The 14,621-nt window shown below is 62.0% G+C and carries 15 protein-coding genes; 5 read left to right on the top strand and 10 right to left on the bottom strand.

What is annotated here, in order from left to right; all coding sequences use genetic code 11:
- Window positions 1-45: 45 nt before the first annotated feature.
- A complete protein-coding gene (locus tag RVY79_RS09770) occupies window positions 46-1,392 on the top strand; it encodes a gluconate:H+ symporter (RefSeq protein ID WP_317463949.1) in 1,347 nt (448 codons plus the stop codon).
- Window positions 1,393-1,507: 115 nt separating this feature from the next.
- Here RVY79_RS09770 and RVY79_RS09765 read toward each other — a convergent pair whose 3' ends face one another.
- From RVY79_RS09765 to RVY79_RS09730, 8 genes are all read right to left on the bottom strand, one after another.
- On the bottom strand, window positions 1,508-2,647 hold the full coding sequence (locus tag RVY79_RS09765) for a polynucleotide adenylyltransferase (protein WP_317463948.1): 1,140 nt from the start codon (window positions 2,645-2,647) through the stop codon (window positions 1,508-1,510).
- A 4-nt stretch (window positions 2,648-2,651) separates the two neighbouring features.
- A complete protein-coding gene (gene glpE, locus RVY79_RS09760) occupies window positions 2,652-2,984 on the bottom strand; it encodes a thiosulfate sulfurtransferase GlpE (protein WP_317463947.1) in 333 nt (110 codons plus the stop codon).
- A 26-nt stretch (window positions 2,985-3,010) separates the two neighbouring features.
- The gene (locus RVY79_RS09755; protein ID WP_317463946.1) at window positions 3,011-3,829 is read right to left on the bottom strand and encodes a symmetrical bis(5'-nucleosyl)-tetraphosphatase; all 819 of its coding nucleotides are present in this window, start codon (window positions 3,827-3,829) and stop codon (window positions 3,011-3,013) included.
- 14 nt (window positions 3,830-3,843) lie between these two features.
- Window positions 3,844-4,227, bottom strand: a complete 384-nt coding sequence (gene apaG / locus RVY79_RS09750) for a Co2+/Mg2+ efflux protein ApaG (protein WP_317463945.1) — start codon at window positions 4,225-4,227, stop codon at window positions 3,844-3,846.
- Window positions 4,224-5,039 (bottom strand): 16S rRNA (adenine(1518)-N(6)/adenine(1519)-N(6))-dimethyltransferase RsmA, encoded by an 816-nt coding sequence (rsmA, locus tag RVY79_RS09745; protein ID WP_317463944.1) that lies wholly within the window; start codon window positions 5,037-5,039, stop codon window positions 4,224-4,226. The genes apaG and rsmA overlap by 4 nt, the downstream gene beginning before the upstream one ends.
- Window positions 5,040-5,073: 34 nt before the next feature.
- Window positions 5,074-6,093, bottom strand: a complete 1,020-nt coding sequence (gene pdxA, locus RVY79_RS09740; protein WP_317464299.1) for a 4-hydroxythreonine-4-phosphate dehydrogenase PdxA — start codon at window positions 6,091-6,093, stop codon at window positions 5,074-5,076.
- The gene (locus RVY79_RS09735; protein WP_317463943.1) at window positions 6,093-7,400 is read right to left on the bottom strand and encodes a peptidylprolyl isomerase; all 1,308 of its coding nucleotides are present in this window, start codon (window positions 7,398-7,400) and stop codon (window positions 6,093-6,095) included. The genes pdxA and RVY79_RS09735 overlap by 1 nt, the downstream gene beginning before the upstream one ends.
- Window positions 7,401-7,467: 67 nt before the next feature.
- A complete protein-coding gene (locus RVY79_RS09730) occupies window positions 7,468-9,888 on the bottom strand; it encodes an LPS-assembly protein LptD (RefSeq protein WP_317463942.1) in 2,421 nt (806 codons plus the stop codon).
- A 217-nt stretch (window positions 9,889-10,105) separates the two neighbouring features.
- On the opposite strand from RVY79_RS09730, the gene RVY79_RS09725 reads away from it, so the two are divergent.
- The 4 genes from RVY79_RS09725 (at window position 10,106) to speD (ending at window position 13,345) form a co-directional block, all read left to right on the top strand.
- Window positions 10,106-11,140 carry an aminoglycoside phosphotransferase family protein gene (locus RVY79_RS09725; protein WP_317463941.1) on the top strand — a complete coding sequence of 345 codons (1,035 nt, stop codon included), beginning with the start codon at window positions 10,106-10,108 and terminating at the stop codon, window positions 11,138-11,140.
- A complete protein-coding gene (gene murU, locus RVY79_RS09720) occupies window positions 11,137-11,805 on the top strand; it encodes an N-acetylmuramate alpha-1-phosphate uridylyltransferase MurU (RefSeq protein ID WP_317463940.1) in 669 nt (222 codons plus the stop codon). Before RVY79_RS09725 ends, murU begins: the two co-directional genes overlap by 4 nt.
- Window positions 11,806-11,948: 143 nt before the next feature.
- On the top strand, window positions 11,949-12,368 hold the full coding sequence (locus RVY79_RS09715) for an OsmC family protein (RefSeq protein WP_317463939.1): 420 nt from the start codon (window positions 11,949-11,951) through the stop codon (window positions 12,366-12,368).
- 182 nt (window positions 12,369-12,550) lie between these two features.
- Window positions 12,551-13,345: an adenosylmethionine decarboxylase gene (speD, locus tag RVY79_RS09710; protein ID WP_317463938.1), complete on the top strand. Its 795-nt coding sequence runs from the start codon at window positions 12,551-12,553 to the stop codon at window positions 13,343-13,345.
- Window positions 13,346-13,479: 134 nt separating this feature from the next.
- On the opposite strand, the gene coq7 is transcribed toward speD, so the two are convergent.
- Together coq7 and RVY79_RS09700 are read right to left on the bottom strand one after the other, a co-directional pair.
- Complete coding sequence (gene coq7, locus RVY79_RS09705; protein ID WP_317463937.1) at window positions 13,480-14,121, bottom strand: 2-polyprenyl-3-methyl-6-methoxy-1,4-benzoquinone monooxygenase; 642 nt, start codon at window positions 14,119-14,121, stop codon at window positions 13,480-13,482.
- Window positions 14,122-14,257: 136 nt separating this feature from the next.
- On the bottom strand, window positions 14,258-14,599 hold the full coding sequence (locus RVY79_RS09700) for a histidine triad nucleotide-binding protein (RefSeq protein WP_317463936.1): 342 nt from the start codon (window positions 14,597-14,599) through the stop codon (window positions 14,258-14,260).
- Window positions 14,600-14,621: the final 22 nt, after the last annotated feature.

The following is a 14,621-nucleotide window of genomic DNA, read 5'->3' as shown; positions in this document are numbered from 1 at the left end:
GTATTCCCCGCTGCCGGTCGCGCCTCCAATAGAGGTTTCGTTCACATGGATAACGCCACCCCCCTGCTCCTTTCCGCGCTGGGCGGCATCATATTGCTGTTGTATCTGGTCATGCGCCTGCGCCTGCATGCCTTCGTTGCACTCTTGACCGTCAGCTTGATCGTGGGTCTCACCACGGGGATGAATCTCGAGGCCATTCTGCAGTCCGTGCAGGACGGCATGGGGGGCACGCTTGGCTTCGTTGCGACCGTCGTGGGTCTTGGCGCCATGTTCGGTAAGATGCTGGAAGTCTCCGGCGGGGTCGATCGCCTGGCCAGCACATTGCTCGATCGTTTCGGAGAAGACCGCTCACAGTGGGCCATGGGGTTGACTGGCTTCCTGGTGGCAATCCCGGTGTTCCTGGATGTCGCTTTCATCATTCTGGTGCCGCTGATCTATGCCCTGACACGCCGCACCGGACGCTCCCTACTTTACTATGGTATCCCGCTTCTCGCCGGACTTGCAGTTACCCATTCGTTCATTCCCCCGACGCCGGGACCGATTGCCGTGGCGGAACTGATCGGCGCCGACCTGGGCTACGTCATTCTCTTCGGGGCCATGGCGGGCCTGCCGGCCATGATCATCGCGGGGCCGATCTTCGGGCGCTATATCGCCAAGCATATCGACGCTGGCATTCCAGACTACATGGAACTGCCCAAGGACGAGATCGACAACACCGGCCTGCCGAGCTTCAAGCTGATTCTCTCGATCATTCTGCTGCCGCTGATGCTGATCGTGCTCAACACCGTCTCCGGTGCGGTGCTGTCCGACGATAGCCCAATCGTCGCCGCCCTGGCGTTCGTGGGTCATCCCTTCGTGGCGCTGACGCTGGCGACGCTACTGTCGTTCGTGTTCCTGGGCACACGGCGTGGCATGAGCCGCGAGAATGTCATGGAAGTCGCCACCAAGGCACTCGAACCGGCCGGCATCATCATCCTCGTCACCGGTGCCGGCGGTGTCTTCAAACAGATGCTGATCGACTCCGGCGTCGGCGAGGTCATGGGCCAGATGATGGCCGACAGTGCCCTGCCGCCGATTCTGCTCGCCTTCTTGATCTCTACCGCCGTGCGCGTGGTACAAGGCTCCGCTACCGTGGCGATGATTACCGCCGCCGGACTGATGGCGCCCTTGATCTCGACACTGGGCCTGGAAGGGCCGGTACTCGGCTTGATCGTGATCGCCATCGCCTCCGGTGCCACCGTGCTCAGTCACGTCAACGATTCCGGTTTTTGGCTGGTCAACCGTTACTTCGGCCTGACCGAGGCACAGACCCTGAAAAGCTGGACGGTAATGGAGACATTGATCGGGCTGGTGGGTCTGGTGGTCGCACTGATCATCGGTCTGTTCGTGTAATGCCACGCCGCGCACGCAACGCATAAAAACGCAGAGGGGGCAATCTGGCCCTCTCTGCGTTGTATATCACGGTGTCTATACCCTTGCTCTATGCCTTGCCAGGCACGGGCGGTTCTTATAAATCATACATCCTGACCGCATCCTCAATGGCTTCCAGTCGACGCTGGCCCAGCGCTTCTCCCAGCGCCTTGCCACGATACCCTTCGTCGAGCAACGTGCGCGGTTCGATCTCGATCGCTTTTTGCCAAGCCTCGGCGACGAATTCGGCCAAGGCCGGGGCCGTCAACGCCAGATAACGCCGCAAGGGTTCGACACGCTCGCGACGCCGCCAGGCGTCGATGGCATCGAACCAGGCCATCATGTCGTTCGCCGCCAAGGCCCGGCCTTCAGCCGTCTGCTGCAGCGTCCGGGTGCGTGCGACCTGGCGAGCCAGGTCGCGCCACGCATTGGGCACACGCAGGCGTTCGCACAAGGCGTCGCGGGCATCGTCCGTCAACGCTTCGAGCAATCGCGCCCAACGCCACATCGCGGGCTCTTCGTTGGCAGGCAATACCGCCATGGACGCTTCACCGCACGCGAGAACGTGGTCGTCATCCAATTCCGGCATCCATACGGCCAGGGCCCCGCACTCTCGCAGCGCCCGGAAGTAGGCGATGGGACGCGGTTCTGCCAACGCCTTGACGGTCTCCTGCCAGACACGCTCGGCAACGAGGTGACCGATTTCGCCACTACCGCATAACCGACGCATCAGGCGCTTCGTGTCGTCGGCGATGACGAAGCCCAGATCACGGTAGCGCGCCCAGAAGCGTGCCGTGCGCAGCACACGCAAAGGGTCTTCGACGAACGCCTCGGAGACATGACGCAGCACGCGCGCCTCGAGATCCTGTGCGCCCTGGAAAGGATCGACAAGATGCCCCTCCGCGTCTTCCGCCATGGCATTGATGGTCAGGTCGCGGCGAGCCAGATCTTCCTCGAGGGTCACCTCGGGGCTGGCGTGAACCACGAACCCGGTATAGCCGTGGCCCTGCTTGCGTTCGGTACGCGCCAGGGCATACTCCTCATGGGTCACCGGGTGCAGGAAGACCGGAAAGTCGCGCCCCACCGGGATGAATCCCCGCGCGGTAAGTGCTTCCGGGGTGGCACCGACCACGACCCAGTCTTCGTCGGTTACCGGCCAACCCAGGCGCGCATCACGCACCGCCCCACCGACCCGGTAGACGGCGAAATCCTCGAGCACATCGCGCGGCTCGTTCATGGGTTCAGTGCTCGACTCGCTCGGGATGACGTGCGGCCCAGTCGGTGAAGCCGCCGTCCAGGCTATAGACATCGCTAAAGCCCTGGGCCGCCAGCCAGGTCGCCGCCTGCTGACTGGAATGGCCGTGATAGCAGACGACGACCATGGGGCGTTCGCGCGGCGCCCGCTCGAACAATGCCGCCACGCTGGCATTGTCGAGGTGGTGGCTGCCGGGAATATGACCCTGTGAGTAACTCAAGGGATCGCGGATATCGACCAGCGTCACCTCACGGGCGTTATCGAGCCAATGAGCCAGCGTGGTCGGCGCAAGGTGGGTAAAGCTCGTCTCGTCGGACATGTAATCGCTCCTTGTGGGGGTCAGTATCAACGCCGCGGATGCGCCGGCTCGACGTAGCGTTCAGCGCTTTCCAGATCGACCGCGGTCAGCTCGCCGCCCCATACGCAACCGGTATCCAGCGCCAGGGCACGCACGCGGGCGTCGGGGGTCTTGCCCTGAAGCGCCGCCCAATGGCCGAAGACGATACGTGGATCATCATGGCGCGGGTAGGTGAACCAAGGCGCAAAACCAGCAGGCGCGCTGTCCAAGCCTTCCTTGGCGGCGAAATCGAGGGTGCCGTCGGCCGCGATGAAACGCATGCGCGTGAAGGTATTGACGATCACCCTTAGGCGCTCGATACCCTCAAGGTCGTCCGTCCAGCGCGCCGGCGAATTGCCGTACATCGACGCCAGGAAAGCGCCCACCGCATCGCCACGCAGCACCGCCTCGACCTCGTCAGCGTAGTCGCGCGCCTGTTTCAGCGACCAATGCGGCGGCAGTCCGGCATGGACCATGACCGCGTCGAGCGCAGCGTCATGTACCAGCAACGGCTGGCGACGCAACCAATCGAGCAGTTCATCGCGGTCATCCGCCTCCAGAATCGGTTGCAGCGTATCGGAACGCTTGAGCGGCGCGTCGGCCCAGGCCGCCGCCAGCAAATGCAAGTCGTGGTTGCCGAGCACGACCCGAGCGCTGTCACCCAGTGCCTTTACCGCACGCAGACAATCAAGCGACCCCGGCCCACGATTGACCAAGTCGCCCACTAGCCACAGGCGATCACGCCGTGGATCGAAAGCAATCCGTTCGAGCAGTGCCGCGAACTCCTCATGGCAGCCCTGCAAGTCGCCGATGGCATATGTCGACATATCTCTCCCGACACTCAGTGTATCTGGTTGGGCCCCGCGAGACGGAAGGCCGCGATGGGCACCTCGAAGGCACGCTGCTCGGTCGTGTCCAGGCAGGTGTAACTCCCTTCCATGACGCCCACCGGGCCATCGAGCACCGCGCGGCTGGTATAACGAAAGCGCTGACCGGGGCCGATCAATGGCTGCTGCCCGACGACCCCCTTACCGCGCACCTCCTGCACCTTGCCGCTGCTCTGGGTTATCTGCCAATGACGTGCCAGCAGTTGAATCGAGCGCATCGAACGGTTGTGCACAGTAATCGTATAACTGAAAACATAGCGCTGCTCGGCGGGGGCGGACTCACCTGCCTGGTAGACGGGCTCGACCTCCACCTGCACATCGGCGGCCACTTCACTCATGGCGTCGCTCCCGCGACATGATTGGTAATACGCACCAGCTCTCCGACGTTCAGCGTCTGTGGGCGGCGCCCCGCGTCGATCTCCAACGCGTCCCAAGCCGCGTCATCAAGGCGGCCCTTGAAGTTGTTGCGCAGTGTCTTGCGGCGCTGACCAAAGGCCTCGCGCACGATCTCGGCGAACAGCGCTTCGTCATGCGCGACATGTGGCGGCTCGGCATGCGGCACCAGGCGCACGATCGCCGATTCCACCTTGGGCTGCGGAGTAAAGGCCTCTGCCGGAACCACGAATAGGTTGTCTACGCAACAGTAATACTGCGCCATGACCGACAGGCGGCCCCATGCCGAACTGCCCGGTGACGCCGCCAGACGCTCGACGACCTCCCTTTGCAGCATGAAATGCATGTCGGCAATGGCGCCGCGCGCCGTCAATAGATGAAAGATCAGCGGCGTAGAGATGTTGTAGGGGAGATTGCCGATGACGCGTAGCGGCTTGCCAGGCGTTTCTCCTTGCGCGGCAAGGGCGGCGAAATCGAACTTGAGCGCATCCCCCTCGTGGATGACGAACGCAGGATAATTGAAGAACTGCACGCGCAGCCCCGGAATCAGGTCACGATCCAGCTCGATGACCTCCAGCGCGCCGGCGGCATCCAGCAACGGCTCCGTCAACGCGCCTTGTCCGGGGCCGATTTCGATCAAGCGCTGGTCGGCTCGCGGCGCGATGGCGTGCACGATCCGGTCAATCACACCAGTGTCGCGCAAAAAATTCTGGCCGAAACGTTTACGGGCCTGGTGGACCGGAGGGCGATTGGACATGGGCGTTGCGTATTCCTTGGGGAAAATCGGGCATTCAGGGGCGAGGCGCACCATCACGAGCCATTCTGGCGGCCACCTCGAGCGCCACCCGTAAGCTACCGGCGTCGGCTTGGCCACTCGCGGCCAAGTCGAGCGCCGTACCGTGATCGACCGAGGTACGAATCAGCGGCAACCCCAGCGTCACGTTCGTGGCTTCGCCAAAGCCAGCGTACTTCAGTACCGGCAAGCCCTGGTCGTGATACATGGCGAGCACGGCATCGGCGTCGTCCAAGTGATGCGGCGTGAACAACGTATCGGCAGGCAAGGGGCCGACGAGGTCTAGACCATCATGGCGTAGCTCAGCCAGCGTCGGCGCGATGATATCACGCTCTTCAATGCCCAAGTGACCGTCCTCGCCGGCATGCGGATTGAGGCCGCAGACCAGGATACGCGGTCGCGCGACGCCGAAGTGGCGACGCAAATCCGCTGCCAGAATCGTGATCACGCGGCGCAGGCTCTGGGCATCGATGGCATCGGCTACCGCGCGCAACGGCAGGTGCGTCGTTGCCAACGCCACACGCAAGGGCGGCTTGGTACGCTCGGTGGCCAACATCATCACCACTTCTTCGACACCACAGGCATCACGCAGGTATTCGGTGTGACCAGTAAAACGGGGATAGCCGCCCTCGATGATCGCCCCCTTGTGCAAGGGTGCAGTGACCATGGCATCGGCATGGCCATCACGGCAGGCCGCGATAGCCACATCGAGCGTTTCAAGCACATAGGCGGCGTTGGCAGGGTCGAGCCGACCGGCCTCGGTAGGAGTTCGCAGTCGCACTGGCCACACCGGCAGAACGCCATCGCGAGACGCCGGCACCGTTTCGCCGTCGGCAAGCGGCACGATGCGTACCGCAAGCGACAATCCCGCAGCCCGCGCGGCCAGTAACTCAGGGTCGCCGACCGCGACGACACGTGCCTCGAGCACTCCCCACGACGCGGCCAAGGCCAGTGTCAAATCCGGCCCAATCCCTGCGGGCTCCCCGGTGGTCAGTGCCAATAGCGGGGAAGACGCCATCACTGCTGGCCGTCTTCCAGCCGATTGTCGATATAGGCGTCGGCGCGGATTTCCTGCACCCAGGCTTCCATCTCGTCATTCACCTTACGTTGAAACAGCGTCTGCCGAATCTGCTCACGTTGCGCATCACGGGTCACGTCCTTCTGGCGCCGATCCTCGAGCTTGATTACATGGTACCCGAAGCGTGAGCGCACCGGCTGCGACAACTCACCGACCTGCATATCGTTCACGGCATCCTCGAACGCCGGCACCATCTGCCCGGGACGCACCCAGCCGAGTTCACCGCCGTTGAGCGCAGAACCATCGTCGTCGCTATACTGCTGCGCGAGCGCGGCGAAGCTTTCACCGCCCACGATCCGCTGACGAATGTCTTGGGCCAACGCTTTGGCCTGTTCATCGTTACGGTTCGGATTGGTACCGATCAGGATATGGCGTACGCGGTTCTCGGTAACCACCGTCTTCTGTTCCCCCTGACCGCCACGCGTGTCGATACGCTTGACCAGATGGAAGCCGCTGGGGCTACGCACCGGCTCACTGACCTCGCCGTCGGCAAGCTGCGGTACCACATCGGCAAAGATCGTCGGCAACTGGTCACCACGGCGCCAGCCCAGATCACCGCCGGAACTCGCCTGCTCGCCATCGGATTCGGCCGTGGCGAGTTGCTGGAAATCGGCCCCGTTCTGCAACTGGCGATACAGGTCGCGCGCTTTGGCCCGTGCCTGCTCGACCTGCTCGGGGGTGGGCGATTGCGGCAGCGACACGAGAAGGTGCGCTAGATGGTAGGCCGTGTCGGATGAGCTGCCTTGCTGATCGAGATAGCGGTCCACTTCACGGTCGGTGATGTTGACGCGGCTGGCGACCTGGCCCTGCTGCACTTGACGCAGCAGCATTTCGCGACGCACTTGTTCGCGTACCGTGGCCAGCGACATACCGTCTTTCTCGAGCGAGTCGGCGAACTCATCCAGCGACATGCCATTGTTCTCGGCGATTTTGCGCACGGCGGCATTGAGTTGCGTGTCGTCGATGCTCACATTGGCGCGCTCGGCCATCTGCAACTGAATCTGCTCGACGATCATCCGATCGAGCACTTGGCGGCGCAGATCCTGCTTATCCGGCACGGGCATATTGCGACTGGCCATCTGCTTGCTCACCTGGGCGACACGATCCTCAAGCTGGCTCAGCATGATCGCGTCTTTGTTGACGACCGCCACGATGCGGTCCAGCGGCTGGGGCTGCGCCGACGCCACCAGTGGCGCCATCGCCATCAGTAGCATGCAGGCCAGAAAGGCGAACGATCTCAAGCGCATGAAGTCCTCTCTACGTTACTGTCTTAGCGTCGGCGCGGACGCCGACGGTGAATATTGGCAAGCTGGTTTAGAAGCGCGTCGCCTGATAACCGGGGACCGCTTCTTCGAAGTAGCTGTCGGCTCCCTGCCCAACGCCACCCAATCCCTTGAACACGAAGCGCAAGAAGACGCCACGGTTCGTATAGTCGTCCTTGATGGTATTGGCGGTATCGTTATCTTCGATCCACTTACGCCAAACGAGCTGCACCGCCGCACAGCAATCATTGAACTGCACCCCTGCCAACTCTTCCAGGGCACGATCATTGGTGTTGTCATACAAGAAGCGGCCAATCAGGTCCAAGCTCGGCAGCGCCTGATACGCGAAGGACACATCGTAATTCTCACGGTTGTAACCCAAGCGGTCTTCTGCATCATCGGCTGGCTGGAACCCTTCGACTTGCCACGTGTAACCAAGGTTCAAAACATGACCGGCGGGATCTTGGTACTGCAGATATGCCGACGCCTTCTCGGTCAGGCTGCGATCGGGATCGTAGAACCACGAATAACGACTCCGCCAGCGCTCGCTCATCTGCCATTCCAGTTGAGTAATCACCGGCGAGCGGTCCCGCGTGGCGTTATACCAGTCCTGATAGTCCGACTCGCGATCCGGCAGCGTGTCGGGATTGCCGTTCATGTTGATGTTGCGATTGGAGAAATAGCTGCTCTGCCCCACCGACAGGGAGAGGCGTTCGCGCCCAGTCTCGTCTTCCAGAAAGCGTGTGGATGCGCCGTAAGACAGCTTGTTGACATCCCCCAGACGATCGGCGCCGGTGAACCTGTAAGGCGACCATAGCTGCCCCCAGGACACGGCCCGTTCGCTGGTGTCGAAATCGGGGAAACCGGTCTGGTCGCGCTCCGGCACATAAGCATAGTAGAGCCGTGGCTCTAGCGTCTGACGCCAATCATTGCCGAACAACGTGGTCTCGCGCTCGAAGATCAGCCCCGAGTCCACCGACAGAACCGGTGCCGTCAACGAGGGGTTTTCATCGCGGTCAGTCTGCCGGTTGCCGTAGTCGAGTTCATAGCTCGATTGCCAAAGCTGGGCACGTGGCTCGAAGAAGCCCCAACTGGGATCGGCGCGCCACCCCAACGCCGGCGTCAGGTGCACGCGAGAGCCGGTCGCAGACTCGCGAATGGGCACCTTCTGCTCATTGATGTCACGCCAGAAGTAGGTCACATTGGAATTCCACTCCTGATAGAAGCCACTGTCCTGGCGCCAGCGGGCATCGGCGGTCAAGCTAGGCAAGCGGTAGAACGGCTTGTCGTTCTCGGCGAGCGGGTATTCGAGCTTCTGATAGCCTTGAGCACGTGCATCGAGCAGCCAGGTATCGCCCCGGTAGGTCGTGCGTGCCAGACGCCGCAAATGATCGGTATCTTGCTCGGCGAAATTGCGCCCGAAATCATCGAAGTAACGGCCATCGCTTGCCGCCCCATAGGCCAGTTGGTAATCCAGACGCGGCGAGAAACGCCCCGCGTGCTGATAATCGATGTACCAACGCGACTCGCCCTCGAAGGCGTCATCGGGATCATTAGGGTTGTCACTTGCCCCGCCCCGATCACTGGCCAGATACGCGCCCTCTATGGAGCCCTGATCGCTACCGAACAGATAACGGAACTCACCGCCCAACATGGCGCCATGTTCACTCATCCATCGCGGCGATAGGGTGGCATCGTAATTGGGGGCCAAGTTGAGATAATAGGGCTGCGTATAATCCAGTCCAGCGCTCGAGAAACCGAGCGTCGGCCAAAGAAAGCCACTCTGCCGGCGGTCATCGATGGGGAAACGTAGCCATGGCCAGTAGAACACCGGCACATCACCCATCTCCAGGCGCGCATGGGTCGCGGTACCGAAGCCTTCGGCGCGATTCAAAGTCACGTCACTACCCACCATGCGCCACAAACTGTTGCCTGGCTCACAGGTGGTAAAGCTGGCCTCTTCGAGACGGTAGCGGCCATCCGGCAAGCGCCGAAGCTCGACGGCATCGCCGCGTACGCGTTGCTCGTGGATCACGTAGTGCGCATTGTTGACATGTGCGGCGTCGCTCTCTAACGCCATGCTCGCGTCACCGCCACGCACGAGCAAGCCGGGATAACGAACTGCCGTCGGTCCTTCGGCGAACGCGCGATCACGTGCCGCGTTGACACGCACACGCGGCGCTTCGAGCTGGGTATCGCCGCGCCGCAACACCACCTCGCCAGCGAGTATGGAGGCACCGCCATCGCCATAGGCAGCGGTGGCGGAAGCGGTACGAACTTGCCGGGGAGTGTCACCGGCGGACAATTGATAGCCCGGCTCGATGTAACGCCCGCTACAAAGTGCGCCATTCGGCGCTTGGTCGCCCCAGGATTGCCAATCGAGCTGCTGCGCGGGCAGGGGCGCGGGAGGCGCCGCGTGGGCAGCGCTTACCATCAAGCCTGAGAGGGCAGTCCAGAAGAGTCGCTTGCCCATGGTCCTCTGTGTCCTTGCCGAGTGGAATCGGTATTATACAGTCCCTGTCGCGTGCGTCTGCCTCGCGAGGGCGCGCTATTGAGTGACGCGGCACGAAGATACTACGCGACGCCTTGATCGTCGGCGATACGCAACGACAATGGACGCGCCAGGGAGTTGACGCCCAGCATGCGGCGGCGAACCAGGCCCGTCAACACGCAACCCACGAGGAGCCCGCATGAACGAGCGCGCGGAGACCCTTCAACGCTGGATCGCCCGGCAACACGATCTGTCCCTCGGCGACTGCCGACTAGAACAAGTCGCCGACGATGCCAGCTTCCGTCATTATTATCGCTTGCGCCTGCCCGACGGCACCCCACGGGTGCTCATGGATGCGCCGCCCGAGCACGAGAACAGCCAATCCTTCGTGGATATCGCACGCGACTGGCGTGCAGCTGGGCTTCCCGTGCCCAGGCTCTATGCCGTGGACCTCGAGGCCGGCTTCGTCGAGATCGAAGATCTCGGCGACGATGTCATGCATCAACACCTGGATACCGCTGCCGAAACCAGCGTATGGTTCGAGCGCGCGCTACAGCTGCTCGAACGCGTGCAGCGCCAGGCGCCAAGTGTCGCGCTGCCGACCTACGACAGTGACCTGCTGGCACGTGAGCTAGACCTATTTCCCGAATGGTGTCTCACACGGCTGCTCGAAATTCCCGCACCGCCCAACTGGCCGGCGCTACGCGAGACGCTCATCGACAACGCACTCGCCCAGCCCCGGATCGCCGTCCATCGCGACTTCGATGCCATGAACCTGATGGTCCGTGATGACGCGCTATGGCTGATCGACTTCCAGGATGCGGTACGCGGCCCTCTCACTTACGACCTCGTCTCGCTGCTGCGCGGACGCTACCGACTGTGGTCACGTGAACGCATGGACGCTTTCATCGACACATTTCACCAGCGGGCACAGGCCGATGGCCGACTACCCGCCGAGAGCGATGCCACTACTTTCTTGCGCCAGGTGGAAGCGATGGGCGTGCAGCGCTCACTCAAGGTCTTGGGGATCTTCTGCCGATTGGCACTGCGCGATGCCAAGCCGCGCTACATGGAGCGCCTCCCGCACTTCCTCGCGCATTTGCAGCAAGGGCTCACGGCGTTACCCGCGCAAGGCGACTTTCTCGCCTGGGTGGAGACCACCTTCACCCCTGCTCTGTGCCGAGAACTCGACCGTCGAGGCATCGCTCACTCCTTGAAAGAGCGCGCGTCATGAAGGCCATGATACTTGCCGCCGGGCTGGGGACGCGGATGCGCCCCCTCACCGACCATTGCCCCAAGCCGCTGTTGCCGGTCGCGGGCAAGCCGTTGATCGTGCATCACCTGGAGCGCCTGGCCGCGGCGGGCATCACCGACATCGTCATCAACGTCAGCTATCGCGCCGAGCAGATCGTCGAGGCTCTCGGCGACGGCCAACGCTTCGGCGTGTCGCTCGCCTTCAGCCACGAAACCACCCCCCTCGAGACGGCAGGCGGCATTCGTCATGCATTGCCCTTGCTGGGCAATGCCCCTTTTCTGCTGATCAACGGTGACGTCTGGTGCGATATCGCACTGACGACCTTGCCCGGCCTGGGTGACGACCTCGCCCACCTGGTGTTGGTCGACAACCCCGATCACCACGCCGAGGGTGACTTCGCCCTCGACGACGCAGGACGCGTACAGCTCGATATCGCGCCCCGCCTGACCTATTCAGGTATGGCGGTACTCGCGCCCACGCTCGTCGCCGGCTTACCCGACGACACACCGGCCAAACTGGCGCCCTTGCTCCGCGAGGCAATCACGGCGGGACGTACAGGCGGCACTCATCATCGCGGAGGCTGGATGGATGTCGGCACCCCCGAGCGCCTCGCGACATTGGACGCTCAACTCCGCGGCATTTGAGATTGGCCAAGGGTATCCCCACATTGAGTGGACGCCCCGCACGGCGAGAGGCGACACCGACATACCGATCCCGTTACCATGCAACGTTTCCAGGCCACGCCATAAGCGCGCGGCACACGCAGACAGATGAGGAATCCCAGCCCATGAAAGCCAGCATCAAGTGGACCGATGGTCGCCAGTTCGTCGCCGAGGCCGGCAGTGGCCATAGCGTGGTGCTCGATGGCAACCCCGAGCACGGCGGTCGCAACACCGGTGCACGTCCCATGGAGATGATGCTCATGGGCCTGGGAGGCTGCACCTCCTTCGATGTCATGCAGATCCTCGACAAGGCCCGTGCCAACGTGACCGACTGCGTGGCCAGCGTCGAGGCCGAACGCGCGGATGGCACGCCCTCGGTATTCACCAAGATTCATGTGCATTTCACGGTGACGGGCCACAGTCTCAAGGAAGCCCAGGTCAAGCGCGCGGTGGAGCTTTCCGCCGATAAGTATTGCAGCGCGTCGATCATGCTCGCGCGCGGCGGCGTCGAGATGACGCATTCCTACGAGATCGTCGAGGCGTGAAGCGCCCGCGCGGCGTGTGCGTGACGATATAATCCGCAGGGCGGCGCGAAAGAAATTCCAATCGACAGATGCGCCGATCACGGTGGATGTGCATAATCGCGCCTTCCTGCATACGCATCTGCTCGGGTTCCGGCGCCTGTTCGTCGGGTTCAGTACCAACCTGCCAACTGGGAGGCTCGGGCGTGACCGATAATCTCCGACTCCACGGGTTCAACAACCTGACCAGCTCGCTGAGCTTCAATATCTACGATATCTGCTATGCCAAGACGGAAGAGCAGCGCAAGGCTTACATCGAATATATCGACGAGCTTTACAATGCCGAACGCCTGACGCAGATCCTCAAGGACGTCACCAATATCATCGGTGCGCACGTGCTCAACATTTCGCGCCAAGATTACGAGCCGCACGGTGCCAGCGTGACCGTTCTCATCGCCGAGCACGAGCTCGACGAACACGATCCCGAACATATCGAGCCGGGCCCGGGGCCGCTACCCGAAACCGTCGTCGGGCATCTCGACAAGAGCCACGTCACGGTGCATACCTATCCAGAGTCACATCCGGACAACGGCATCAGCACCTTTCGCCTGGACATCGACGTGTCTACCTGCGGCATGATCAGCCCACTCAAGGCGTTGAACTACCTCATCCACAGTTTCGATTCCGACATCGTGACCACGGATTATCGCGTGCGCGGCTTCACTCGCGACGTCGACGGCCGCAAGCTGTTCATCGACCACGATATCACCTCCATCCAGGACTACCTGGCGGAAGACACCAAGCGCGCTTACCAAATGGTCGACGTCAACGTCTATCAGGAAAACATGTTCCATACCAAAATGTTGCTGAAAGACTTCGAACTCGACCACTACCTGTTCGGCAGCACTCGCCGCGATTTGACCTTCGAGGAAGCCCGCGACATCGAGGATCGGCTACGCAAGGAAATGCTGGAAATCTTCTACTCCCGCAACCTCGACTGATTCGCTACGGGACGGCGGAGCCGTAAGCTCGAAGCTTGAAGAAAAAGCGAACCCCACCTCGATCTAGCCGAGGTGGGGTTCTGCTTTTGGAGTTACTTTCAGCTTCCGGCTTCAAGCTTATAACTCTAATACGCTTATAACTGATAAACCGATTTGGTCATCACCTTCGACATCACGCGCATGCCCAGTTTAAGCGGCATGGGAAAACGCGAACCACCCGCCTCCAGCGCCCAGCGTTCGTGATGCGCTTCGTCGGTACGCATCTGCTTGAGCACCGCCCGCGAGCGCCTGTCGCCATGCGGCAACTCGTGCATGTGATCGTCGAGATGCCGGCCGACCTGCTCTTCCGTGGCGGCGACGAAGCCCAGGCTGATGTGATCGCCCAGCTTGCCGGCCAACGCGCCCATGCCGAACGAGGCCGCATAGAACGCCGGGTTGAGATAGCTGGTCCGGCCATCGAGCTCGCGCAAGCGTTCATCGCACCAAGCGAGGTGGTCGATTTCCTCGGCCGCCGCCTGCTCCATCTGAGCGCGCGTCTCGTGCAGCTTGGCGGTTGCCCCCTGTCCCTGATAGAGCGCCTGGGCGCACACCTCACCGGTATGATTGATGCGCATCAGTCCTGCGGAATGACGACGCTCGGCGTCGGTCATTTCGGCATCCTGCGTGCCCACGGCGGGGTTGGCGCGCGACGCACTGGCGGCGTGCGGCACGAGCGTACGCAGGATGGTATCGAACTGCTGAATCAGGTTGTCGGTGCGGGAAAGCTGACGCGACATATGGGAGTCTCCATGCAATGAAGCAGAGGGTGAAAAGCGCGACCATCGTGAAACCGGGTCGCTCAAGGAGCGACCCGGCAGCATCGATGCGTCCATCGCTGGGAAGAAACGCGCAAGAGTCGCTGGCGCGTTACGGTCAGCCCGCTGGCCAAGTGAAGCGACGACCGCCCATCAGATGCATATGCACATGATAGACCGACTGGCCGCCATGGTCATTGCAATTCATCACCACGCGATACCCGTCCTCGGCAAAATCGAGATCCCGCGCCAAGCGTGCGGCGGTATGCTGTAACCGCCCGACCAACGCCAGATCGCCTTCTTCGATGTCATTGAGCGTGGCGATGTGCTTCTTGGGAATGATCAGCACATGCGTGGGCGCCTGGGGATTGATGTCGTTGAACGCCAACACATGATCGTCCTCATAGACGATATCGGGCTCGATATCGCGGTTGACCATCTTGCAGAACAGACAATCCATGAGCCTTTCCTTTTCGCGTCGA

It is taken from the genome of Chromohalobacter sp. HP20-39 (assembly GCF_033052815.1).
In the GTDB taxonomy this organism is placed as follows: domain Bacteria; phylum Pseudomonadota; class Gammaproteobacteria; order Pseudomonadales; family Halomonadaceae; genus Chromohalobacter.
Note: the sequence above shows the minus strand (reverse complement) of the source record. Positions and strands in the feature narration are given on the sequence as shown.